At 41.9% G+C, this 24,961-nt stretch carries 20 protein-coding genes; 17 read left to right on the top strand and 3 right to left on the bottom strand.

The features are described from left to right. Positions 1–12 precede the first annotated feature (12 nt). The 9 genes from ylqF to HMPREF9706_RS01775 all read left to right on the top strand — a co-directional run bounded on the left by ylqF (position 13) and on the right by HMPREF9706_RS01775 (position 9,433). Positions 13–861 (top strand): ribosome biogenesis GTPase YlqF, encoded by an 849-nt coding sequence (gene ylqF / locus HMPREF9706_RS01815; protein WP_006907653.1) that lies wholly within the window; start codon positions 13–15, stop codon positions 859–861. After that, positions 861–1,649, top strand: a complete 789-nt coding sequence (locus tag HMPREF9706_RS01810) for a ribonuclease HII (RefSeq protein ID WP_006907652.1) — start codon at positions 861–863, stop codon at positions 1,647–1,649. Before ylqF ends, HMPREF9706_RS01810 begins: the two co-directional genes overlap by 1 nt. Before the next feature lie 55 nt (positions 1,650–1,704). Further along, positions 1,705–2,604 (top strand): DNA-processing protein DprA, encoded by a 900-nt coding sequence (gene dprA, locus HMPREF9706_RS01805; protein ID WP_006907651.1) that lies wholly within the window; start codon positions 1,705–1,707, stop codon positions 2,602–2,604. A gap of 196 nt (positions 2,605–2,800) precedes the next feature. Further along, positions 2,801–4,861 (top strand): type I DNA topoisomerase, encoded by a 2,061-nt coding sequence (gene topA, locus HMPREF9706_RS01800; RefSeq protein ID WP_006907650.1) that lies wholly within the window; start codon positions 2,801–2,803, stop codon positions 4,859–4,861. Positions 4,862–5,090: 229 nt separating this feature from the next. Further along, positions 5,091–6,008, top strand: coding sequence for a tyrosine recombinase XerC (gene xerC, locus HMPREF9706_RS01795; protein WP_006907649.1), 918 nt, complete (start codon positions 5,091–5,093; stop codon positions 6,006–6,008). Beyond that, a complete protein-coding gene (hslV, locus tag HMPREF9706_RS01790; RefSeq protein WP_006907648.1) occupies positions 6,005–6,532 on the top strand; it encodes an HslVU peptidase proteolytic subunit in 528 nt (175 codons plus the stop codon). Before xerC ends, hslV begins: the two co-directional genes overlap by 4 nt. A gap of 11 nt (positions 6,533–6,543) precedes the next feature. Beyond that, on the top strand, positions 6,544–7,947 hold the full coding sequence (gene hslU / locus HMPREF9706_RS01785) for an ATP-dependent protease ATPase subunit HslU (protein WP_006907647.1): 1,404 nt from the start codon (positions 6,544–6,546) through the stop codon (positions 7,945–7,947). A gap of 19 nt (positions 7,948–7,966) precedes the next feature. After that, on the top strand, positions 7,967–8,860 hold the full coding sequence (locus HMPREF9706_RS01780) for an aldose epimerase family protein (protein WP_006907646.1): 894 nt from the start codon (positions 7,967–7,969) through the stop codon (positions 8,858–8,860). A 12-nt stretch (positions 8,861–8,872) separates the two neighbouring features. After that, complete coding sequence (locus HMPREF9706_RS01775; protein WP_231285824.1) at positions 8,873–9,433, top strand: thioredoxin family protein; 561 nt, start codon at positions 8,873–8,875, stop codon at positions 9,431–9,433. 84 nt (positions 9,434–9,517) lie between these two features. Here HMPREF9706_RS01775 and plsY read toward each other — a convergent pair whose 3' ends face one another. Further along, a complete protein-coding gene (gene plsY / locus HMPREF9706_RS01770; protein WP_006907643.1) occupies positions 9,518–10,123 on the bottom strand; it encodes a glycerol-3-phosphate 1-O-acyltransferase PlsY in 606 nt (201 codons plus the stop codon). A 267-nt stretch (positions 10,124–10,390) separates the two neighbouring features. Next, complete coding sequence (locus HMPREF9706_RS01765) at positions 10,391–10,993, bottom strand: nitroreductase family protein (protein ID WP_006907642.1); 603 nt, start codon at positions 10,991–10,993, stop codon at positions 10,391–10,393. A 215-nt stretch (positions 10,994–11,208) separates the two neighbouring features. On the opposite strand from HMPREF9706_RS01765, the gene parE reads away from it, so the two are divergent. The 4 genes from parE (at position 11,209) to HMPREF9706_RS01745 (ending at position 19,020) form a co-directional block, all read left to right on the top strand. Continuing rightward, a complete protein-coding gene (parE, locus tag HMPREF9706_RS01760; protein ID WP_006907641.1) occupies positions 11,209–13,365 on the top strand; it encodes a DNA topoisomerase IV subunit B in 2,157 nt (718 codons plus the stop codon). Positions 13,366–13,371: 6 nt separating this feature from the next. Beyond that, positions 13,372–15,870, top strand: coding sequence for a DNA topoisomerase IV subunit A (parC, locus tag HMPREF9706_RS01755; RefSeq protein ID WP_006907640.1), 2,499 nt, complete (start codon positions 13,372–13,374; stop codon positions 15,868–15,870). Positions 15,871–16,941: 1,071 nt separating this feature from the next. Then, on the top strand, positions 16,942–17,802 hold the full coding sequence (locus HMPREF9706_RS01750) for a nuclease-related domain-containing protein (protein ID WP_006907639.1): 861 nt from the start codon (positions 16,942–16,944) through the stop codon (positions 17,800–17,802). Between the two features lie 288 nt (positions 17,803–18,090). Then, the gene (locus HMPREF9706_RS01745) at positions 18,091–19,020 is read left to right on the top strand and encodes a manganese-dependent inorganic pyrophosphatase (protein WP_006907638.1); all 930 of its coding nucleotides are present in this window, start codon (positions 18,091–18,093) and stop codon (positions 19,018–19,020) included. Positions 19,021–19,078: 58 nt separating this feature from the next. On the opposite strand, the gene HMPREF9706_RS01740 is transcribed toward HMPREF9706_RS01745, so the two are convergent. Beyond that, the gene (locus HMPREF9706_RS01740) at positions 19,079–20,791 is read right to left on the bottom strand and encodes an Rqc2 family fibronectin-binding protein (RefSeq protein ID WP_006907637.1); all 1,713 of its coding nucleotides are present in this window, start codon (positions 20,789–20,791) and stop codon (positions 19,079–19,081) included. A gap of 152 nt (positions 20,792–20,943) precedes the next feature. On the opposite strand from HMPREF9706_RS01740, the gene HMPREF9706_RS01735 reads away from it, so the two are divergent. The 4 genes from HMPREF9706_RS01735 to HMPREF9706_RS01720 all read left to right on the top strand — a co-directional run bounded on the left by HMPREF9706_RS01735 (position 20,944) and on the right by HMPREF9706_RS01720 (position 24,904). Next, positions 20,944–21,888, top strand: a complete 945-nt coding sequence (locus tag HMPREF9706_RS01735) for a metal ABC transporter solute-binding protein, Zn/Mn family (RefSeq protein WP_006907636.1) — start codon at positions 20,944–20,946, stop codon at positions 21,886–21,888. A gap of 367 nt (positions 21,889–22,255) precedes the next feature. Then, a complete protein-coding gene (locus tag HMPREF9706_RS01730; RefSeq protein WP_006907635.1) occupies positions 22,256–23,242 on the top strand; it encodes an ABC transporter substrate-binding protein in 987 nt (328 codons plus the stop codon). Between the two features lie 2 nt (positions 23,243–23,244). Next, positions 23,245–24,126 carry an ABC transporter permease gene (locus HMPREF9706_RS01725; protein ID WP_006907634.1) on the top strand — a complete coding sequence of 294 codons (882 nt, stop codon included), beginning with the start codon at positions 23,245–23,247 and terminating at the stop codon, positions 24,124–24,126. 1 nt (position 24,127) lies between these two features. After that, positions 24,128–24,904, top strand: coding sequence for an ABC transporter ATP-binding protein (locus HMPREF9706_RS01720; protein WP_006907633.1), 777 nt, complete (start codon positions 24,128–24,130; stop codon positions 24,902–24,904). The last annotated feature ends 57 nt before the right edge of the window (positions 24,905–24,961 follow it).

The following is a 24,961-nucleotide window of genomic DNA, read 5'->3' as shown; positions in this document are numbered from 1 at the left end:
AGGATGAATATTATGCCAACCATCCAATGGTATCCTGGACATATGGCCAAAGCTAAGCGTGAGGCCCAAGAAAAAATAAAATTGGTCGATTTAGTGATCGAGCTGGCTGATGCTCGCATTCCCGAGTCTTCTCGGAATCCGATCATTCAAGAAATTATCGGCCAAAAGCCTTCTCTGCTTATTTTGAATAAAGCTGATTTAGCAGATCCTGCTACTACTCGCGCTTGGGAAGATTACTACCGGAGCCAAGGTCAACAGGCACTCAGTCTTGATGCCCAACATCTTCGCTCTACCAAAGCGATAAATCGTGTGATTCAAGATCAAATGCAGGATTTTTTTGCTAAACGTAAAGCCAAGGGAATCAAGCCTCGTGCCATTCGACTTATGATTTTAGGGATTCCTAATGTGGGAAAATCTACTTTGATCAATCGATTTGTAGGTAAGAATCAAGCACAAACGGGTAATAAACCAGGAGTCACTAAAGCTCAACGCTGGCTTAAAATTGGTAAAGAATTTGAATTGTTGGATACCCCAGGGATTCTTTGGCCAAAATTTGAGGATCCCATGACGGGACATCATTTGGCTCTGACTGGGGCGATCAAAGATCAATTATTACCCATGCAAGAGCTAGCCTTGGTTTTAATTGAACAATTACGTCAACATTATCCTGGCTTATTAGAGAATCATTATCAGTTAGAAGTTCCTGAAGACCTATCCTCTAGTGATTATTTGATTCAATTTACTCAGGCCATGAACTTGGGAGAGGATTTTAATCAAGCGGGTGAAGGGCTCATCCAAGATTTTCGATCAGGAAAGCTGGGGGCTTTGAGTCTAGAATTCCCGCAAGATGGGGTGGATTAATGACTCAAAGGCTAACGATTCAACAAATTAAGCAAGCCCTAGCCTTAGTTGAAGACCTAAGCGATCCGCTGCTAGAAACTTTGACTCAAGATTCGCGAAAAGGAGTCCAACGAATTCTTCAACAACGTATTCGGCAAATTGAAAATCAGCAGGCCCTAAAGGTTGCTTACCTTGAACGATTGCGTTATGAGTCAGCCATTCTAACAGACAATCCGCAAGCTATTATTGGTGGGGTGGATGAAGTCGGACGGGGTCCTATTGCAGGACCGGTGGTGGCTGCTTGTGTGGTACTGCCTCAAGATACGTCTCATTGGTACCAGGTTAATGATTCTAAGAGCCTATCTCATGATAAACGCTTGGAATTAGCTCAGATGATTCAAAAAGAGGCCAAGGCCTATCAAATTGTCGAAGTATCGGAATCAGTCATTGATGAAATCAATATCTATCAGGCCAGTCGTCAAGCAATGAAGCAGGCAGTAATTTCTCTTTCACTTGATTTAGATCATATTTTATTGGACGCGATGACGCTTGATTTGCCAACCCCTCAAACCTCACTCATTAAAGGTGATCAAAAATCCTTGTCAATTGCAGCGGCGTCAATTATTGCCAAGGTCTATCGAGATCAAAAAATGGTGGAATTAGCGGCTAAGTATCCCGAATTTGGCTTTGATCAACATATGGGTTACCCGACTAAACAACATTTACAAGCCTTACAGACTTATGGCAAGACTCCTCATCACCGTCAAAGTTTTGGTCCAGTGATGAAGGTGGATCATTGGTATCATTAAGCTTTTTAAGCGCATTTAAGTCACTTTTCACTAGTTATTACTAGAGGTGATAACAATGCATTTTAAACAAGCGTTAATCTATTTAGATCTAAAAAAGGTCTCCTACCATGATCGTTGGGTTTATTTAAATCATCTATTAACAAGCTCGATCAGAGATAAGCAGGATTGTTATGCGTTGGCTGAAAAGTTAGGTCGGATTGGAGCCTTTAATAAAGAGCATCCCTCTCTTTTTAAGGATTGGGTTGAATACGAAGCCCAGGTTGCCCAACTATCTAAGCAGACTTTTGCCTTTGGTGAGAATACCTACCCAAAATTATGGCTACAAATTCCTCAACCACCGCTATTAGTCTACTATCAAGGGGATCTGTCCCTTCTAGAAAAGCAGTGCGTATCTATCATTGGTTCTAGAAAGCTATCGGCATATGGTCAAAAAGCGAGTTTGCATATCAGTCAGGCCTTGTTAGAGTCCGGATTTGTTTTGGTTTCGGGCCTTGCTAAAGGGGTGGATTATATTTGCCAGCAAAGGGCAGATCGCTATCGACCTAGAACGACGATTGCAATCTTACCTTCGGGCTTTAATCAGCCCTATCCTAGAGAGCATGCAGCCTTTCAAGACCGTCTGGCACAGCGTCATTTAATTTTGAGTGAGTACTTTCCCGATCAAGGTCCGCGCAAGTATCAATTTGTCGGACGTAATCGTTTAGTTGCTGGTTTAAGTCTAGCTACGGTTATCATTCAAGCGGCTCAGCGCTCGGGCTCCTTAATCACTGCTAATTATGCCTTGGAATATAATCGTCAAATTTATGCTCTACCTGGTCCGATCGATGACCCTCAATCGAAGGGCTGTAATGAACTGATAGCGGCTGGGGCAGCAGCGCTTACTGATATTCCTGGTTTTGTTCAAGACTTGCATCATCTATATGCCTGTCAACAAGATATAACTCGTCCCAAATAATCCATTCTATTCGCTGAATTTTTGCTAGATCAAAAAGCTAAAATGATTAAATAGTGGACAAATGACTTTTTGATGTTAAAATATGGATTGTTAACGCAGTCCGATGGAATTCAATCGAAGAACTGCGACGCGTGATCTCAGTCTTTGATGATCAGCAGCGGTCTAACTTAAAAACCAAGAAAAGGATGAATGCTACTTGGCCTATAAATATCTCGTGATTGTCGAATCGCCCACAAAAGCCAAAACAATTGATAAATACCTGGGACGTAATTATAAGGTGGTTGCGTCTAAGGGACACTTGCGTGACTTACCTAAGTCACGGATGGGTGTCAATATTGAAGAAGGCTTTGAGCCGGATTATATTTCGATTCGCGGTCGTGGCGACACAATTAAAGAGCTTCGTAAATTAGCGAAAAAGGCCGAGAAAGTCTTCCTGGCAAGTGACCCGGACCGTGAAGGGGAAGCCATTGCTTGGCATCTATCTTATCTTTTAGATCTGGATCGAAATGAGCCTAACCGGGTGGTCTTTAATGAGATTACTAAGGCAGCGGTGAAAGAAGCCTTTAAACATCCACGTAAAATCGATCAGGATTTGGTGGATGCCCAACAAGCTCGGCGAATACTAGACCGTATTGTTGGTTATTCGATTTCACCTCTCCTTTGGAAAAAGATTAAGCGGGGCCTATCGGCAGGTCGGGTTCAATCAACGGCTCTAAAGATCATTATTGACCGTGAAAAACAGATCTCAGCCTTTAAACCAGAAGAGTATTGGAAGCTAACAGCCAAATTTAAAAAAGGGCGAAGCCAGTTTGAGGCAGATTTTTATGGAAAAGAAGGCAAGAAGCTCGATTTAAATAACGAAGATCAGGTTAATCAAATCTTGACTCTATTAGATGAAAAAGAAGCTTTCACAGTGGATAAGGTAGAAGAGAGCACCCGGCAACGTCAGCCCTATGCACCTTTTACCACTTCGACGATGCAACAGGATGCGGCCAATCGATTGAACTTTAGAACAGGGAAGACGATGATGGTTGCTCAACAGCTTTATGAAGGGATTTCGATTAAGGGGAATACGGTCGGACTTATTACCTACATGCGTACGGATTCAACGCGGATTTCGGCGTCTGCCAGAGAGATGGCCTGTCGGTACATTGAATCGACCTATGGTAAAAATTATCTGGGTCCAGGCCAAAAAGGAAATAAACAACAAGGAGCACAAGATGCCCATGAGGCCATTCGTCCTTCGGATGTCACTTTGACCCCAGAGTCGATTAAGGAATCCCTAAGCAAGGATCAATATCGACTCTATGCTCTGATCTGGAGTCGGTTTATGGCTTCTCAAATGGCCAATGCTGTCTTTGACACCATTCGAGCGGATATCAGTCAGCATTCCGTTAATTTCAGAGCTAAGGGATCACGGATTAAGTTTGAAGGCTTCCTAAAGGTCTATCCGACTAAGTCTGATAAAGACAATTACCTGCCTGCTTTAGCACAAGGGGATGCGGTGAAATTAGCTAAGTTGGATCCCAGTCAACACTTTACCCAACCACCGGCACGCTATACGGAAGCTGCATTGGTTAAAGTTTTAGAAGAACTTGGTATCGGCAGACCTTCTACCTATGCTCCAACCTTGGAAACCTTGCGTAAACGTTACTACGTTAAGATGGAAGCCAAGCGTTTTATGCCAACCGAGCTAGGTTCGATTGTTAATCAGGTGATGGAAGAATATTTCCCTGCCATTGTAAACAGTGATTTTACGGCTAATATGGAAGGACAACTGGATGATATTGAAGCCGGTGGACAGATTTGGCAACAGGTATTGGCAGAATTCTATAAAATGTTTGAAAAGGACCTTCATACAGCAGAAGACCAAATGCAGGAAGTGGAGATTAAGGATGAGCCCGCTGGTTTTGATTGCCCAGAGTGCGGTCATCCGATGGTGATTAAAATTGGTCGTTTTGGTAAATTTTATGCTTGTTCCAACTTCCCGGATTGTCGCCATACCCAGGCCATTGTTAAGGAAATCGGGGTGACTTGTCCTAAGTGTCACGAGGGTCAAGTAGTTGAACGGAAATCCAAGAAAAACCGCAAGTTCTTTGGATGCTCGCGTTATCCAGATTGTGATTTTGTGTCTTGGGATCAACCGATTGCCAGAACTTGTCCTAAGTGTGGGGAATATCTGATTGAAAAGGTGTCTCGTAAAGGAAAACAGGTTAAGTGTTCTTCTTGTGATTATGAGGAAGACCTACAGAACTAAGACAATGATAGGATTTGGACAGCTTGAATATTGCAAAAAGCTAGCTTATGGTACGACCAGAGCTAGCTTTTTTAGCGATAGATTAAGACTTTTAAGGATTTTTACTTGATTTCTTTATTTTTCTGAGAGTAATTCTCTAAAAAGAAGCCAATTGAAGTTTTATCATTCGAAATCTTTGACATAAAAGGGTATAATGGACTTATCTAGTACATAAAAAGGATGTGGACGTTTGCGAGCAGCGATTCAATCATTCTTAGCCTATATAAATAACGAGCGACGCTATTCACAGCATACTCTTCAAGCATACCAAAGGGACTTGGAGGAATTTCAAGTTTTTATTGATCAATCAGGCGGTGGGAAATTAGCCGAGTTGACCTATCACGATATGCGCTTATTTTTAGCTTACTTGAATGAACGAGGTTTATCTTCGACCACAATTAGTCGCAAATTATCTAGCTTGCGGTCTTTTTTTGCTTATTGCCTAAGGCGAGAGTGGATTGATCAGGATCCTATGGAATTAATTACTTATAAGGCAAAGAAAGAACGATTACCAGACTTCTTTTATGAAGAAGAGATAAGCCAGCTGCTGGAAGCGGCTCGTTGTGATCAAGCGCCACATAAAGAGCGCAATCTTGCCCTACTTGAATTGTTATATGGAACCGGGATGCGGGTCTCCGAGTGTGTGGGTCTAAAATTGACTCAGGTGGATTTGGACCGTCAATGGCTTCGGGTAATCGGTAAGGGGAATAAAGAACGCCTGATTCCGTTTGGTGATCCAGCGGCCTTGGCTGTTAAAAGCTATCTCAGTCAGGATCGGCCCCGATTAGTTTCGAGTGAGAGTGGAGATTTTCTCTTTTTATCGGATAAGGGTAAGCCATTAACCCGTCACCAACTGCGACGGATTCTTCAAGCCTTGGTGGATCAGCATCATTTAACCGTAACGGTGCATCCCCATAAGTTTCGCCATTCATTTGCGACGCATCTATTGGACCATGGGGCGGATTTGCGGTCTGTTCAAGAATTACTAGGCCATGAGAATCTATCTTCGACTCAAATTTATACACATATTTCCAATGCTAGTTTAAAAAAAGCTTATTTAAATGCCTTTCCAAGGGCAAAAAGACAATCTAAGGAGGAATCAGAATGACGACAGTATGTGCGGTTAAAAAAGGAAATCAACTTGCTATGGCTGGTGACGGTCAAGTAACAATGGGTGAAAAATTTGTGATGAAATCTGGGGCACGTAAGCTCCGCCGAATCTTCAATGATCAAGTGGTGATTGGATTTGCTGGTGGTGTAGCGGATGCGATGACCCTTTCAGAGATGTTTGAGGAAAAATTACAAGCGCACCAAGGTCAATTAACTAGAGCAGCTGTGGAAGTTGCCAAGCAATGGCGGACAGACCGATCTTTGCAACGCTTAGAGGCCTTAATCATTGTGATGAATAAAGATGAATTGTTATTGGTTTCTGGTACAGGGGAAGTGATTGAGCCAGATGATGGTATTTTAACGATTGGATCGGGTGGTAATTTTGCATTGTCAGCAGCTCGAGCCATGATTCGCATTGAAAATGATTTAACGGCCGAAGAAATTGCTAAAAGAGCCCTTCAGATCGCTTCAGAAATCGATGTATACACCAATGACAATATCATTATTGAGTCATTTAGTTAGGAGAATGAAGAATGAAGAATTTTAGTCCTCGTCAAATTGTAGCGGAGTTAGATCGTTATATTGTTGGACAAAAGCAAGCTAAGCGAGCGGTGGCTGTAGCCATGCGTAATCGTGAGCGTCGTTTAAAATTAGACGATGAAATGCAAGAAGAAGTGAAGCCTAAGAACTTATTAATGATCGGTCCTACTGGGGTAGGTAAAACAGAAATAGCCCGAAGATTGGCAAAATATTCGCAAGCACCTTTTGTCAAGGTGGAAGCGACTAAGTATACGGAAGTTGGTTATGTTGGCCGAGATGTCGAGTCCATGGTCCGTGACCTGGTAGAAAATGCGATTCGGATCGTGCGTCAACAGATGCATGAGGAGGTCGCTGATACTGCTGAAGCTCGTGCCATTGAACGGGTGGCAAAAGCCTTGGTACCTAACAAAGAGAAAAAAGCTAAAAAAGAAGCTCATAAGGAAGGTATGCCATTTGATATGCAGTCCTTATTTAAACAATTGACCCAAGCAGAAGAAGGGGGCGAAGAGGAGGAAGTGGAGAGTGAAGAGCTTGCTTCTAATCGCCGAGCTATCCGTCAGCAAATTCGAGACCATAAATTAGATAAACATGAAGTGACCATTAAGATGCAGGAACAAAAGGTGCAGTTGACCTCCTTGAACCCAGCCATGGAACAGATGATGGAGATGCAAGATTCGATCAATTCCTTAAAGCCCAAGAAGTTCATCGAGCGAACTGTTACGGTTAAAGAAGCGGTTGAGCTATTAACTGATGAAGAAGCGGATAAGCTAGTGAATCAAGATGACATTCACCAAAAGGCACTTAAACTCGCCCAAGAATCTGGCATTATCTTTATTGACGAAATGGATAAGATTGCTATGTCAGGTCGCGATTCTGGTCAAGTCTCTCGTCAAGGTGTTCAACGAGACATTCTTCCAATTGTGGAGGGATCTCAAGTCCAAACCAAGTATGGTATTATTGCGACAGATCATATCTTATTTATTGGATCGGGAGCCTTTCATGAGTGTAAGCCATCGGATCTGATTCCAGAACTGCAAGGTCGTTTCCCAATTCGAGTGCATTTGGATGATCTTGTTGAAGAAGACTTCGTTAATATTTTAACTCAACCGAAGAATGCTTTGTTGAAGCAATATCAAGCTTTATTAGCAACTGAAATGGTGGAAGTGAGTTTTACTGAGGATGCCATTCAACGGATGGCTTATTATGCAGTGACCTTGAACCGGGAAACCGATAATATTGGGGCACGTCGTCTTCATACCATTTTAGAAACTGTCTTGGAAGAATTGTTGTTTGAAGCAGCTGATGCCCCAATGAAAGTAGAAATCAATCAAAAATATGTGGATGATCGTTTAGCCGATAAAGTGAACAATACGGACTTAAGTCATTATATATTATAAAAAAGAGGAGTTAGCCTGTATGGTAACAATTGAGAATTCATCATTAAAAATTGATATTAGTGAAGTAGGAGCACAAATTCAATCAGTGATTGATAAAAAATCGAATTATGAATTTATCTGGCAAGGAGATAAGAAAACTTGGCCATTCCAAGCACCCATCTCCTTTCCGTTTGTGGGTTCATTAGTGAATAATCAATATCGTTACAAAGATCAGGTTTATTCTATGCCGCAAGATGGCTTTGTAAGGGAGATGCCCTTTAGTTTGCAACATCAATCACAGCATTCCGTCTCCTTTTGCTTAAAGTCAAGTGAAGAGACCCGTTTACAATATCCCTTTGACTTTTCATTGCAGGTGACTTATACCTTATTTGAAAAGACAATTACAATTTCTTTTGAGGTCTTGAATCCTTCGAGTGATCAGCCCCTTTATTATAGCTTGGGCTACCTGCCAACCTTTAATGTTTCAACCTATTCTTTAAAGAATAAACGAGAATTTGATCGGGTGTGGTTGGATATTGAACCGGAAGGCCATTATTTCCGGCTTCCCTTGAATAAAGAAGGATTGGTCCATGACCGTAAGACCCATTTTAGTGATGTTAGCAAGCATATCTTAGATTATAAAGAATTCCGCCGAGGACCTGTGATTCATCAGGTGAGCCATCATACCGAAGTGATACTGAAGGATGAAGTTCAAGGAGCAGGCATTGAATTTAAGCCAAGTGGTATGTACTACCTAGGGATTTGGGCTTCCTATCCAAAGCGGGCCGATTTTATTCAATTACAAGCTGCAACCGGGATCTCAGATTATGATTACTTCAAGGGGGATCTAACTGAAAAAGAGGGTATTATCGCTTTAGATTGTAATCAGTTGCAGACACATGATTTAACCATTCGCTTTGATAAGAGTGAGTAGGATATAAAGATGATGAAGAAAATTGTCATAATGGGGCTGGTCTTATTATTAACGGCTTGTCAGGGGACTTATTCTAAGAGTAATTATTCTGACCTAAATCCCTTAAAACTCAAGGAATTGTCAGTTAATCTTTTGGACCTTACAAAGCAAGAAAAGCAAGAGGCTTACCAGGCCTTGGACCAGTATCATCAGATGGACCCACCGATACCGGTGGATCCCAAAGATCAAACTTCATTAGATCTTTTAAATGGGCCTCAAGCTTATCAAAATTATAAAAATCAACAATCTGATCAAGTTTATCTTTTGTATCTGGGATTTGAGGACTGTCCTTTTTGCCAGGCTTTTGTTCCAAAGCTGAACCATTTGGCTGATCGTTTGGAGCTTCGGATTGCTTATTATAATGTGATGGATCATCAAGAGGATGCCGATTTTGATGACTTGATTGATTTTTTGAAGATCTCAACGGTACCTGCACTCTTTCTAATCAAGTCGGATAAAATTATTGGACAAGTAGACCATCAAAGTAAAATGCAGGAGATTGAGGATTTGTTGCAACAGGTTAGAGCTGATTGAAGGCAGAGTGAATTTTAAATATTAACTAAAAAGGCTGTGACTTTTTTTGTCACAGCCTTTTTCAGGATTGAATGGATTGAGTCGTTATTTATTGGTGCGATACAGACCAAATGGAAGACGTCGTTCATTACCATGAAGAATTCGGTCAATATTTTGTCGATGGCGGTAAATCATAAAAAGTGCGATGGCGGTAAAACCGATCTTATAGACAAAGGCTTGAGTCATAATAATATAGATGACCGTTAGGGTGTATGAGACCATTGCGGCCAGTGAAATCATGGAAGAGAGATAGAGGCAAATAACAAGTAGAATGACTTGGCAAATAGCCAAGTAAAAATGGAAGCCTAATAGAACCCCTATTGATGTCGCAACAATTTTACCCCCTTTAAAATGGGCAAAGAGGGGGTAGGCATGACCAATCACACAAGCAATTCCTACACCCATGACCAACCAATCTTGTTGTCCAGCAAAGTAATGGTAGGCTAACGCTGTTGGTATCCATCCCTTTAATAAGTCAATGGTAATTACGATAAAAGCTGCTTTTTTACCAAAATTACGTCCTATATTAGAACCACCAGAATTACCCGATCCGAGTTCTCGTACATCAATGTGGTGAACCCATTTTGAATACCAGACCCCAGAAGGAATTGATCCCGCCAGATAAGCGCATAATAAAATAATAATTGGCATGCTGATCCTCCTTTACAATATAGTCTATTCTATCACGACTCCTTGCAAGAGGACAAGGCAATAGAGCTAGTTAGACGGGACTTAATTAAGAAGTGATGATAAGGTGAACGCTTATCAGTAAAGAGAGCGCATTGAAATTGTTCCTAAAAAAGCTACCCGATCGGACCAAGGAGGCCTTTCGGGTAGTTTTGATTAGTCGAATAATGTGTAGAGTTAGTGATCCTTATGATAATAAGGATCAGCTCAATTAGTAAAATCATTTAAGACCTAGTCCTTAATGATTCGAACTTGTTCTTCGTGATTTAATTTTTCTAAGTTTTGTGCGGGTTCGATAACTGGACCAAAAGACATTTGGGCATTTAATTCCCAATGATCGGGTAAGTCTAAGGCTTCTTTAATGGACCGGTCAAAGCCTTGTTGGAAGCCAATATTAAAGTGTTGTAGGTTAGCTCCATAGCCTAATTCAGCTAAACGTAACCAAGCAGCATATTCTGCCATGGCGGCATTTTGTTCTTTATATAATTCACGACGCTCAGGGGTCGTTGTGACCTTTTCTTCAAGTGCTTGACGGTCTTCGAAGAAGAGGACGGTACCGACTGCATTCTTAGCTGTCTCAAAAACACCTTTGAAGTAGCTGTACATACCGTCATCTAAGATTTCTTTTTGTGTGCCATCAATTATTTCCCAGACTTTTTGATTGGCCGATCCAGCTACAATCACCAACCGAGTAGTCTGTGAATTAAAAGCAGAAGGAGAAGCGGTAATCACTTTTGCTAATTCTGCCGCGATTTCTTCGATCGAATGATTCGCTTCACCACCAATCATATATTGAGTACGGCGTTTGTTAGCAATTTCTAAAAAGTTTGACATACATTCACTCCTTTAAATGTTTTGTATAATTGTATATTATAATGATCGTTTGAATATGTCAATTGTTATGCTTTTTTATCAAGGAAATTTCATTTATCATTTTATGGGGTCTGATTGATAAGATGGGCATTTCCTTGCCTAAAGGCTAATATGTCTGCTATGATAAAACAGTTGATTCGTATTCGAAACACTAATAAATAAAAGTAGGTGACCTAATGGCCCAAGATAAAAATTCATTAAAGCAGTATGAAGATGATGCGATTCAGATTCTGGAGGGCTTGGATGCCGTTCGAAAACGGCCAGGTATGTATATTGGTTCGACGGACCAAAGAGGTTTACACCATTTAATCTATGAAATCGTTGATAATTCTGTCGATGAGGCTTTATCCGGCTTTGCGGACCACATCCAAGTGAGCCTTCAATCGGATGGATCGGTAATTGTTGAAGATAATGGGCGGGGGATGCCTGTTGGGCAACATGCTTCCGGTATTCCAACCGTTCAAGTTATTTTTACCGTCCTTCATGCGGGCGGTAAATTTGGGCAAGGCGGTTACAAATCAGCCGGCGGTCTTCACGGGGTTGGAGCTTCGGTCGTCAATGCGCTATCCTCTTGGTTGGAAGTGACTGTTTGGCGCGATAATTATGAGTATTTTATGCGCTTTGAAAAAGGGGGACATCCAGTCACCCCACTTAAGAAACACAAACACCCTAATAAAGGACAAACTGGAACTCGTGTACACTTTATGCCAGACCCTGAAATTTTTGCTGGGGCACATTTTCGTTTTGATACAGTGGCAGAACGCTTACGTGAATCTGCCTTTCTTTTGAAGGACGTCCGCTTTGATTTAACCGATCAGTCTAAGGAACAAGTAGAGAGTTTTCATTATGAAAAGGGGCTTATTGATTTTATTGCCTATTTAAATGAGGATAAGGAAGTTATGGGCGATATTATTAGTTTTTCTGCCCAGGAAGAAGGCTTCGAGATTGATTTTGCAATGCAATATAATGACGGTTATTCAGAGACCATCCTTTCTTTTGCTAATAATGTTCGAACCGCTGGTGGTGGAAGCCACGAGACGGGTATGAAAACAGGGATTACCAAGGCTTTTAATGACTACGGTCGTAAAGTCGGTTTGATCAAGGATAAGGATAAGAACTTGGAAGGATCAGACGTGCGCGAAGGCTTAGTGGCAGTGCTATCTTTACGTGTTCCTGAGCAGTATCTGCAATTCGAAGGACAAACCAAGGACAAGTTAGGGACCCCCAAAGCTCGGTCATTAGTTGAAAGTGTGGTCATGGAACGGGTGGGCTATTTTCTAGCTGAAAATGGCAAATGGGCCCAAAGTATCTTGCGAAAAGCACTCAAGGCCCGCCAAACCCGGGAAGCTGCTCGTAAAGCCCGAGATGCTTCACGATCCTCCTCAAGCAATAAACAATCAGAACGGCTGATATCTGGTAAGTTAACCAAAGCGCAATCGAAGGATGCGAGCCGTAATGAACTCTTCCTCGTCGAAGGGGATTCTGCCGGAGGCTCAGCCAAGCTTGGCCGGGACCGCAAGTATCAAGCGATTTTACCTTTAAGAGGAAAGGTTATTAATACGGAGAAAGCCTCTTTGAGTGAAATTATGAAAAATGAAGAGATCAATACCATGATCTATACGATCGGTGGAGGCGTTGGTCCTGACTTTGATTTGGATGCAGTTAATTATGATAAAGTCGTCATCATGACCGATGCGGATACTGATGGTGCTCACATTCAAGTCTTATTATTGACCTTCTTCTATCGCTATATGAAGGCCTTGGTCGAAGCAGGAAAGGTCTATATTGCCATGCCACCGCTCTATAAGGTCTCTAAAGGCAAGGGTAAGAAAGAACAGGTGGAATATGCTTGGACGGATGAAGAATTAGCCCAAGCCATCAAAAAGGTTGGGAAAGGCTATACCTTACAACGTTATAAAGGTCTGGGGGAAATGAATGCCGACCAACTATGGGAGACGACCATGAATCCGGACTCTCGCTTGCTGATTCGAGTGACCTTAGATGATGAGGCCTTATCTGAAAAACGCCTATCCACTTTGATGGGAGCTAAGGTGGAGCCCAGACGGAAGTGGATTGAATCTCATGTTCAATTTACCATGGATGAAGAGGATTCATTACTACAAGATAATCAGACCTGGCAAGATTCTAAAGTTTCTAAAGAGACTCTAGCCAAAGAAGCGTTGATTGCGGATAAGAATCCAGCAGCTTCCACCAAGCAAACCCATCTAGAAGAGAATCTAAAGCCAAAATCTGCTTCGACGAAGCCAGTAAAATCGTCTTCAAAAAGGGACCTAGATTCAGAAACGGAACAAATTCAATTATTCGAGGAGTGATCCTAAATGCCTAATAGTGAAAAATCTGGCGTTCAAGAATTGAACTTTTCAGCGATCATCGGCGATCGTTTTGGACGCTATTCAAAATATATTATTCAGGATCGAGCTTTGCCAGATATTCGCGATGGACTCAAACCGGTCCAACGGCGGATTCTCTATGCCATGTATGCAGACTCGAACACGGCTGACAAGCCTTATCGGAAGTCGGCTAAGACCGTGGGGAATGTGATTGGTAATTATCATCCTCATGGGGATTCATCGGTCTATGAAGCCATGGTTCGGATGTCTCAATCTTGGAAGAATCGCCTGCCTTTAATTGATATGCATGGAAATAACGGGTCGATGGATGGAGACCCAGCGGCAGCGATGCGGTATACCGAAGCAAGATTGTCCAAGATTGCCTCATCCTTATTGAGTGACATTCACGCAGACACGGTAGATTGGATGTTGAATTTTGACGACACCCTGGAAGAGCCCCGAGTCTTACCGGCACGTTTTCCTAATTTGTTAGTCAACGGGTCGACTGGGATCTCGGCAGGCTATGCGACCGATATTCCGCCACACAATCTGGCTGAAGTGATTGATGCCTTGATTTATTTATTGGAACATGATGGCAAAACAGTCAGTCTAGACCAGATTATGAATTTCATTAAAGGACCTGATTTTCCAACGGGAGCGATTATTGAAGGTTTAGACGATCTCAAAGCTGCCTATCAAACTGGGCAGGGTAAAGTCGTGGTTCGGTCTAAAGTTGAGGTCGAGTCCCTTAAAGCGGGTAAGAGTCAATTGCTTATCAGTGAAATTCCTTATGATATTAATAAGGGCAAATTGGTGCAGAAGATCGATGAGATTCGCTTGAATAAAAAGATTGACGGAATTGTGGATGTTCGAGATGACTCGGATATTAATGGTGTCTCAATTGTGGTTGAGCTTAAGCGAGATGTGGATCCTGATGCGATTCTTGCTTATTTGTATAAGAATACCGACCTTCAGGTGAATTATCATTTTAATATGGTTGCAATTGATAATCGTCGCCCTGTCGTTTGTTCGCTTCCACGGATGTTGGAGGCTTATCTGGATCATCAAAAAGAAGTGGTCACCCGCCGGACGCGATACCTTTTAGATAAAGATCAAAAACGTCTGCATATTGTGGATGGATTAATTCGGGTGGTTTCGATTTTAGATGAAGTGATTGCGACGATTCGCCAGTCAGAGAATAAGGCGGATGCTAAGGATAATTTGGTTAAGCAGTATGATTTCTCGATGGCGCAAGCGGAAGCGATCGTTACCTTGCAGCTCTATCGTTTAACTAATACAGATATCACCGCTTTGCAAGCTGAGAAGTTGGACTTGAACGAACAAATTCAAATGTATCAGAATATTTTAGCAAATGAGAAAAGTCTCAATCGGGTTTTAATTAAAGAATTGAAAGAGGTTAAAAAGGCTTTTCCGAGCCCAAGAAGGACTCAATTGCGTGAAGAAGTGAAAGAAGTCAGTGTTGAACGGACCCTCTTGATTCCTCAAGAGCAGGTGTATGTTTCAGTAACCCGAGAAGGCTATATGAAGCGGACTTCCCTTCGTTCCTTTGGCGCCTCCGACACCCTAGATTTAGGGTCGCGTGACCAGGACTATCCAATTTTTGTGCGTGAATTATCAACCCATGATGCGATCGTCGTCCTAACTTCCTGTGGGAATTATCTTCATATTCCGGTTAACGAATTACCGGATATTCGTTGGAAAGACTTAGGAATTCATTGGTCGCAAAATTATCAACTAGAAGCTGGCGAAGAGATTGTGGCTGTCTTTGCTCAAACGATGAGTCAGGATTCGGCGGATATTAATGATGACCGTTCAAATCTTGTATTAGTGACGGCTAAGGGCCGAGCTAAGCAAACCCCGCTGAGCGAGTTTACGACGTTTAGATCCTATAAGACAAGATCAGCACAGGCGATTAAGTTACAAGATGCCAGTGATCGCTTGGTAGCTGCCTATCAAGCCCATCAAGCTGGGCGTTATGACCTGGTACTCTTGACTCGACGGTCCTATGGTTTACGATTCAATCTTGATCAGATATCTAGTCAAGGCTTGAAAGCTCAAGGGGTGATGGCGATTAAGTTGAAGGATGATGATTGTGTGGCTGCAGCCTTTGTCATTCATCAAGAACTCAGCCGACCTCAAGTCTTCCTACTGACTCAGCGAGGCAATGTGAAGCGAATCGATGTGGCTGAATTTGCAGCTTCCAATCGAGCTAGCGTCGGTAATCTCATTCTCAAAGAATTGAAAGCCCAGCCTCATCGAATTATCGGTGCGGTCGCTTTAATTAAAGGGAATGTGCCTTTAATCATTCAAGGAGACACTGGTCAACAAGTGGAGCTTCAAGCTTTTGATATACCTTTGACGAGCCGGTATAATAATGGATCGACTTTGGCCGATCTGGACAAGTTAGGACAAGTGACCAATCTTCATATTGCAAGGCTAAAATTGCTTGATGAACAAGATGATTAGGCCTTCGCTTCGTTAAATCGAGTGACCAGCCCCCGAAAGTTAGGCTTTTGGGGGCTGTTTTTTTGATGATTGCTGATTTAAAAGTGGAGGATGGAGGCGTCGCTAGGTTTGGGTGTTTGGTAGACTTAGGTGAGTTAAATCTGCGAGAAATTGTAACGCTCGGTCCTTTGAGAGTACTAAACTAGGGTCAAATTGTAACTCTTGGTCCTTTGAGAGTACTAAACTAGGGTCGAATAGTAACTCTTAGTCGTCTGAGAGTACCAAATAAGGGTCGAATTGTAACACTCATTCCCTTGAGAGTACTAAAATCGGGTCAAATTGTAACTCTCGTCTCTCTGAGAGTACAAAATTCGGGTCAAATTGTAACACTCATCTCCTTGAGAGTACTAAACGCGGGTCAAATTGTAACACTCATTCCCTTGAGAGTACTAAAATCGGGTCGAATTGTAACTCACGTCTTCCTGAGAGTACAAAATCCGAGTCAAATTGTAACTCTCATCTCTTTGAGAGTACTAAAATCGGGTTGAATTGTAACTCACGTCTTCCTGAGAGTACAAAAACTGGGTCAAATTGTAACTCTTAGTCGTCTGAAAGTAGCAAATCAGGGTCGAATTGTAACTCTTAGTCCTTTGAGAGTACAAAAACTGGGTCAAATTGTAACACTCATCTCCTTGAGAGTAGTAAACTAGGTTCGAATTGTAACTCTCAATCCCTTGAGAGTACTAAACTAGGGTCAAATTGTAACACTCGCCCCTTGGAGAGTACTAAAACCGGTCAAATTGTAACTCTCATCCCCCTGTGAGTAGCAAATCCGGGCCAAATTGTAACACTCAACCCCTTGAGAGTACAAAAATATAAGCCGAGTGTTAATGTAAGCCTGTTTGAGTGTACCAAAATCAGTTCGCCTAGTTATACTGGAGTCACTTAGAATACTGGTTTCCATTCAAATTCGCATTTTTTAATTCTAGAAGCTGTTGCTTTAAAAGTTCTTAAATTTTTCGATAACAAGAATTTTTAAGAATATAGCGCATTTGAGAACCTACTTAATATTTATTGTTAAGAGGTGAGACTATGCAAAAATTTCAACAGTTACAAGAATTGTATTATCGTGGTGCTTTAAAAAAGGGGAGTCCTGAATGGCGTGAGTATTTTGCTTTAAAATATGGGATTGAAGGAGAAGCGCAGGCCAATGAGTATCTCAAGCGTCATTTGCCAAAAAATATCAAATTGATTCACAATTTGAATCTTGATATCGCTGGTAAAACACAGATTGACTATTTAATTTTAGCTAGACATCTCTGGTGGGTAATAGAAATTAAAAATTATAATGGAATATTGAAATATGAAAATCAACAAGCAACATTAAGAGGAGAAGCTTTCCATAATGACCCATTTGCTGCGATGCGACGTCGTATGACATTAGTTAAGGAATTAAGTCAACAAACACAAAGAAGTTTAAACGTTGTTGGTACATTTATTAGTATCCATCCTGAAGGGGAAGTAATCTGGGATAGTCAGGAAGCATTTGATATTGTTATGCGACACCAACTAAATCGATATCTCGTTCAAAAAATTCAGGATTGTAATTTGAACCAAGCGGATTATGTTCAAGCAGACATGGATTTAATAAATCAAGTGGTTAATCAAGAATTCGCTTGCGTGGATGACATCTCACAGGAGACATGGCAAGCACTAAGAAGAGGATTACGCTGTAATCGTTGCGGGAGTTTTAATCTTGAGATTGAGAATCGTCGCTTAACCTGTCGCGATTGTGGGGAAAGTTCTTCTAAAAATCAAGCTATTCAAATTGCGATGGATCAATATCGTGCACTCTACCCAAGTCGATCTAAGGTGAGTGTTCAGACTTTGTATTCTTTTATAGATTGTCAAATCTCCCGAAAAACCCTCTTTTATGCATTAAAAACGGTTTAATTTTTTGAAAATTTGAGCATAATCCGTCAGCAAGCCATAAAAAGGCAGAGACTATTCCAAATTAGGCTTCTAGCCAATGAAAAGGTTGAGCCACTCTAAAGCCCACTTTCAGACAATAAAAAAGGCCGATCCGCTCCAAATCCCGCTTCCATGCCATATAAAAGGCCGAGTCGCTCCATTAGCTATCCTAATACAATAAAAAGATTGTCTCATACCTAGCTAGCGTTTCACTTTTTGCTTAAAAATGATAGAATAGACCTAGTTTATTGATTATTAGGAGGAAGTAACATGACAAAATATTTAGTTTTTGGCCATAAGAATCCAGATACGGATGCGATTTCTTCAGCCTTGACTTTTGCGTATTTCTTAAATCAACAAGGTCATGAAGCAGAGGCAGTTGCTTTAGGTGAAGTGGCGGATGAGCCTGCTTTTGCCTTAGAAAAATTTGGCTTCGATAAACCTCGGGTGGTCAAGACGGTTGCTAACGAGACGACCCATGTGGCTTTAGTAGACCATAATGAACCCCAACAATCAGTGGAAGACTTGGATCAAGTTCAAGTAGACTATGTCATTGATCACCATCGTATTAACGGCTTTAATACCGCTCAACCTCTATACTATCGTTGTGAACCGATTGGATGTACAGCGACTGTCTTATTCAAAATGTTCCACGAATATAATATAGAAATTCCGGCTAATTATGCTGGGATTATGTTATCCTCGATTATTTCTGATACCCTCTTATTAAAATCACCGACGACAACTCAAATTGATATTGATGCCGCACACAAACTGGCTGAAATTGCTGGCGTAGACCTCGAAGAATATGGTTTGGAATTCTTAAGAGCGGGCGCTGATCTCTCTAAACAAAGCGATCTATCCATTGTGGATGGCGATGCTAAGAACTTTATTATGAATGGCCAAACAATCCGAGTTGGTCAAAGCAACGTGATCGGTTTTGATGAAGTGATGAAGCGTAAAGAAGGATTACTAAAAGTCATGGAAGACAAGCGTCAAGAATTAGGCTTGACCCTTTATCTCCTAGTGATCACCGATGTACTGGAATCCACCTCAATTGGTTTAGCAGTGGGGGATGATATTCGTATCCTAGAAAAAGCCTTTAATACGACCATTGAAGATCAAGAATTTGAATTAAAAGGCATTGTGTCACGTAAAAAACAAGTGGTACCGCCATTAACGGCTGCCTTTGGCGAATAATTCAATCTATAAATAAGCCACCCAAAGGATTAATCTTGATCCTTTGGGTGGCTTTTGATTAGTCTTCTTTAAGGGTTAATTGTTGGACTTTCTCCTGACTTGGGGTGACATAGAGTGTCTGCTGTCCTTCATAAATAACAAAACCTGGTTTGGCTCCATTAGGTTTGCGAAGGTTCTTTACTTGGACTGTATCGACGGGTACATTGGCTGATTGAGAAAATTTTGAATAATAAGCGGCGAGCATGGCTGCTTCTTCTAGAGTTTGGATTGAAGGCTTATCCGATTCAACAATCACATGCGCCCCCGGGATATCCTTAGCGTGAAGCCACCAATGGTTTTTGCTAGCTTTTTTGAGAGAGAGCTGGTCATTTTGTTGATTGTTCCTTCCAACATAGATCATCACTCCATCACTTGACTGATAGCGGCGAGGTTTAGATTGGATTTGAGCCCGCTTTTTGGTTTTGGAAGGTTTTTGAGAGACATAGCCTTGTTTAATGAGTTCCTGCTTGATCTCTTCGACATCTTCTAAATCTGCTTGGCTCAATTGGACCAAGATCCCTTCCAGATAATCAATCTCTTCTTGCGTCTTCTTCTCTTCGAATTGGACATACTTTAGGGCATCACGGTATTTTTGATACTTTTTAAAATATTTTTGTGCATTATCAGTGGCAGAAAGTCGGGGATCTAATGAGATCGTTAGGGGTTGATTATCGTTATAATAATTGGCTAAGGTGACTTTCTGACTGCCCGAAGCCACCTGATGGGCAAAGGCATTTAAGAGTTCCCCTTGAAGGCGGTACTGGTCGGCCGCTTGGGCTGTTTTTTTGTCTTGGGCTAGCTTCTTAAGTTTCTTTTGGTCTTTGTCGAGCACTTGGTTGACTTTCTGTAAGATCGACCCCGTTAATTGTTTAATGCGGTCTTGATGGATCTTGACTCGGTAGAAGGATTCGAGAAGGCTAGATAGACTAGGGTAGGACTGGCGTTTATTGGTATTGAATTGTGGTAAGTTGAGGGCATAGAAGTCTACTCGGTCTTCCTGTGGATAGAGGCTAGGATTCGGGTAGTCGATGGCTGACTTGACCCGTTCTAAAGCTTGATAAGCCGATAGATCCTCTTCCGTCATCCAATAGGCAATACTTTCTGCTAGGAGTTTGCCCATCCCCTGGATAAGTTGATAGGCGAGTCCATTCTTGAATTCAGTCTCATGGCTTTGGCAGAAGCGATACAGATCAGCTTCTGCTAAATCATAAGGATTAATCTGGGTCTCATTATGAGGTGGACGCTTGAAGCTTGCGCCTGGTGTCAACGATCGGTAGGCATTCAGGTTGGAGGGGACGTGCTTGATGCAGTCAATAATTGTTCCCTGGGCTTGATTAATCAGAATGATATTCGACCGCCGTCCCATTAACTCGAAGCTTAGGCAATAGCTCTGTTCCAAGCCAATCTCATCCCGACCTGAGAAAATAAAATCAATGATCCGGTCATTCTGGTATTGCTTAATTTCTTCAAGCAAGGCTCCTTCTAAGTGCTTGCGCAACAACATACAAAACATGGGCGCCTGTTGCGGGTTGGCAGGCTTGTCCTGACTCAGATACAGGGAAAAATAATTGGCATGAGCCGATGCGGCCAGTCGATGAACTTGGCGATCTTTACGAATAAGGATCTGAAGTTCTTGTTCAAAGGGTTGGTATATTTTATGGATTCGACCACCTTGGAGTTGGTTGGTCAATTCTTGCGTCAATGCTCTGGTAAAAAAACCATCAAAAGACATGGGATCACGCTCCTTTTCTAGTAATCACAAGCGGATTAACAGTCCTATTTTACCGAAAAAAAGGGACTTTAGCTAGAAAAAGCTTGACAGAAAGCTAGGCGAGCCTTAAAATCAATAAGTAATGATTACTATTTATGAAAAGGAGTCAAAAAATGAAGCAAATATTAAAACATCACTTAAAAAAAGCTATCTTATTATTAATCATGGTCGTATTAAGCTTGGCAACCAGCATGACAGGCCTACAAGGGGTTCAAGCAGAAGAAGGAAAAGAGCTACGCATTGTCACTTCTTTCTATCCCATGTATGCCTTGACCAAGACTTTGGTTGGTGATTTGCATGACGTACGGATGATTAATTCAGCGAATGGTATCCATGGCTTTGAACCCTCCGTCAAAGATGTAGCGGCCATTCAGGAATCCGATATCTTTATTTATCACTCGAATATTCTAGAATCTTGGGCCAAAAAGCTAATGGGAAATTTAAAAGATTCGGGTGTTGAAGTCGTAGAAGCCTCTAAAGAATTAGAGATGGAAAAAGTACCAGGACTGGAAAATCTAGGCAAAATTAAAGGTATGAAAGAAGAATCTTCCTATGACCCTCATACTTGGTTGGACCCGGTTGAGGCAGCGGATGAGATTCAATTAATTGCCGATGCTTTGAGCAAGATTGACCCAGACAATGAATCAACTTATCAAGAAAGAGCTAAGGCCTTCAAAGAAGAGGCTGATTCTCTAGTCAGTGAATATCAAGACAAGTTCAATGCTTTAAGTAATAAGACTTTTGTGACCCAACACACTGCCTTTTCTTATTTGGCACGGCGGTTTGGTTTGGAACAATTAGGAATTGCCGGAGTATCTTCTGATATCGAGCCAGGGTCAAAAAAGATGATCGAAGTACAAAAGTTCATTGAAGACCATGCGATTAAAACGATTTTTGTAGAGCCCAATGTCAGCCCTAAGTCGGCGGAGACGATTGCTCAAGCAACCGGTGTCGACGTTCAACAGATGAGTCCTTTAGAGAGTGATCCTCAAAATGATAAGACCTTCTTGGAAAATCTTCGTCAAGTCCTAGAAACGCTCTATGAAGGATTAAAATAAGAAAAAATCAATAATACTATGAGAAATTTTTTCATTTTTCTTGACAGAATGAGTTTTATCTTATAGACTAGACTCAAGAATTAAGAAAGGGGTCTGGTTATGAAGACAAGGATGATCACCACTCAAAATAATTGGCAAAGCTTGCTGAGATAGGTTGTAGACTTGGATTCGTCCCTGGATACAGCCGTAGTTTAGTGTAACTACTTTTGTATCTATGAGGCCAGCCTTTCCAGTCTACCCATAGATATGTGGACCATATACTATGCGGTAGGCGATGATATCCGTTCATGAGGAGCTAACACGCAGGGTATGTGTGTTAGCTCTTTTTTTGAATCAATGATGGAGTCAGTTTAGAAAGGATCTCACTATGAAAAAAATAATGATTGTATTTAGTTTATGTTTCTTAGCTTTTAGTTCAGTCTTATTGGGCAAGCCATCCAGTGTACAAGCCAAGGATCAAAATTTATCGATTGCGATCGTTCAACTTGTCTCGCATCCTTCCTTGGATCAGATCAATCAAGGGATTATTGATCAACTTCAATCAGCGGGTTATCAAGAAGGAAATAATCTTCAGGTTGATCAGGTTAATGCCCAGGGAGACCTCAACCTCCTGCAGTCCATGAGTCAACAAGTCGTGTCAAAGAAGCCCGACCTGATTTTTGCTATCACGACACAAGTCGCTCAGAGTTTACAGGCAGCAACGTCAGATATTCCTATCATTTTAGCGGGGGTGACAGATCCAGTTGCAGCTGGTTTACTCGATGACTTGGAGCATCCAGGGGGTAATATTTCGGGAGTCTCAGATTTGATTCCACTGGAAGATCATTTTAAGTTGATGTTAGCGATTGATCCATCGATTAAGAAACTGGGTTTGATTTATACGACATCGGATGATTCTGCCAAGGCCACCTTAGAAAAGGCTCAAGAAGCTGCTCAGGTAGTTGGAATCGAATTGGTGACGGAAGGAATTAGCCAGGCACTCGACTTACAAATGGTCGCCGAAAAATTGGCCCCTCAAGTGGACGCTTTCTATGTGGGGGCGGATAATACGGTAGCTGCAGCCTTTGATAATTTATTGACGATCACGGACAAGGCCAAGCTGGGTATCTATCCATCCATAGATCAGATGGTCAATCAAGGGGGAGTGGCTGCCTTAGCGATTAACCAGGCAGAAATTGGCCATTTAGCAGCTGATTTTGCTTTAAAAGTAGTTGATGGTCAAGCCATTGGAGATCTACCGGTAGCTTACTTGGATCATAAAGAAAAGATTTTTAACAGCAAGACCCTTAAATTAATAGGCTTAGAACTTCCCAAAGATCAAGCCCAAGACTTCAAAGACGTGGCAGGTGACTAGAGATGGCTCTTTATTATTCAGCATGTATTCAAGGCATCCTATGGTCCTTAATGGGGATGGGATTATATATCTCCTTTCGGATATTAGGTTTTGCTGATCTGACTTCGGAAGCTTCCTTTACTCTGGGGGCTGGAGTAGCAGCTATCTTAATTCAGTCCGGTTATTCACCGCTTTTGGCTACGCTGCTAGCGATTGGAGCAGGGATGTTGGCTGGTTTGGTGACAGGCTGGTTGACGACATTCTTGGCTATTCCAGGACTATTAGCGTCTATTATTACGATGACAGGACTCTATTCAGTCTCCTTGCGGGTGATGGGTCAGCCCAATTTGTCGCTTAGAGGGAGTGAGACTTTATTTAGTCTCATGGAACAGCTGATACCATCGAGTGATTTGGCAAGATTAGTTTTAGGCTTAATTTTTGTTTTGCTGGTTGTTGCCATGTTGTCGCTGCTTTTTAAGATGGATTTGGGACAAGCCCTAGTCGCTACAGGAGACAATCGGATCATGGCTGATTCCTTGGGAATTAATACCCACCGGATGCTTCGGTTGGCTTTAATGTTGTCTAATGGATTGATTGCTTTAAGTGGGGCTTTGGTGGCTCAAGATAATGGATTTGCTGATATTCAATTAGGGAATGGAACTGTCGTGATTGCCTTTTCGGCCATTGTGATTGGCGAGGTCATCTTCCGGCAGCAGCTGTCATTAACTAAGCGCTTGATGACGGTGGTTTTGGGGGCGGTTATCTATCGGTTGATTTTAGTAGCTGTTCTTCAATTAGGCTTTAATGCCAATGATTTCAGATTCTTATCGGCCTTTGTGCTAGTCCTATTCTTAGCCGGTCCAAATCTTATCAAACGCTATTTCCGACAAAAGGGAGGTTACTAAGATGGCCTATTTTGAATTATCAGATGTCAGCAAATATTTTAGAAAATCCGACGGCAAGCAGGTATTGGGGCTCGATCAGATCAACTTGAGTCTTGAAAGAGGGCAAGTTCTGGGTATTATAGGGACCAATGGGGCAGGTAAGTCCACTCTTCTCAATAGTATTGCGGGTAGTCTGGCGATTGATCAAGGAACGATTCAGATTGATGGTCAAGAGGTGAGCCAATGGGGGCCACAAAAAAGAGCCAAGTTAATTGGCCGGGTCTTTCAGAATCCATCTCATGGAACTGCACCTCGGATGACAGTCTTTGAGAATTTGGTACTCGCTCAAAAGCGAGGTCAGCGCCGCTTATTTAATTTTTCTTTGACGGAGGCGAATCGCCAAGCACTGGCTGAGGAATTAAAGAGCTTTGGATTGGGCTTAGAAGATAAGCTTGATCTGCCGATGGAATCTCTATCAGGGGGCCAACGACAGGTAGTCTCTCTAATCATGGCTACCTTGAATCGATCCAAGTTGCTTTTGCTGGATGAGCATACTGCGGCCTTAGATCCTCGGATGGCTCGTCAGGTGATGGAGGACAGTCGCCGTTTGATTCAAGAAAAGAGGCTCACGACCTTGATGATCACCCATCATTTGCAGGATGCTTTAGATTTTAGTAATAAAATTGCGATCATGCATCAGGCTCGTATTGAACACGTTTTTGATGGGGATGAGATCCAGCAGCTGACTGCCGCTGAATTAATGGATTACCTCAATCAATTAAGCTATCAAGTTGGATAAATTGGATAAAAAAGCTCGCTAACTGAGCTGACCCCCAAAAGTTAGACAAAAAATCTA

Origin of the sequence: Facklamia hominis CCUG 36813 (assembly GCF_000301035.1) — a bacterium.
Lineage (GTDB): Bacteria > Bacillota > Bacilli > Lactobacillales > Aerococcaceae > Facklamia > Facklamia hominis.
Note: the sequence above shows the minus strand (reverse complement) of the source record. Positions and strands in the feature narration are given on the sequence as shown.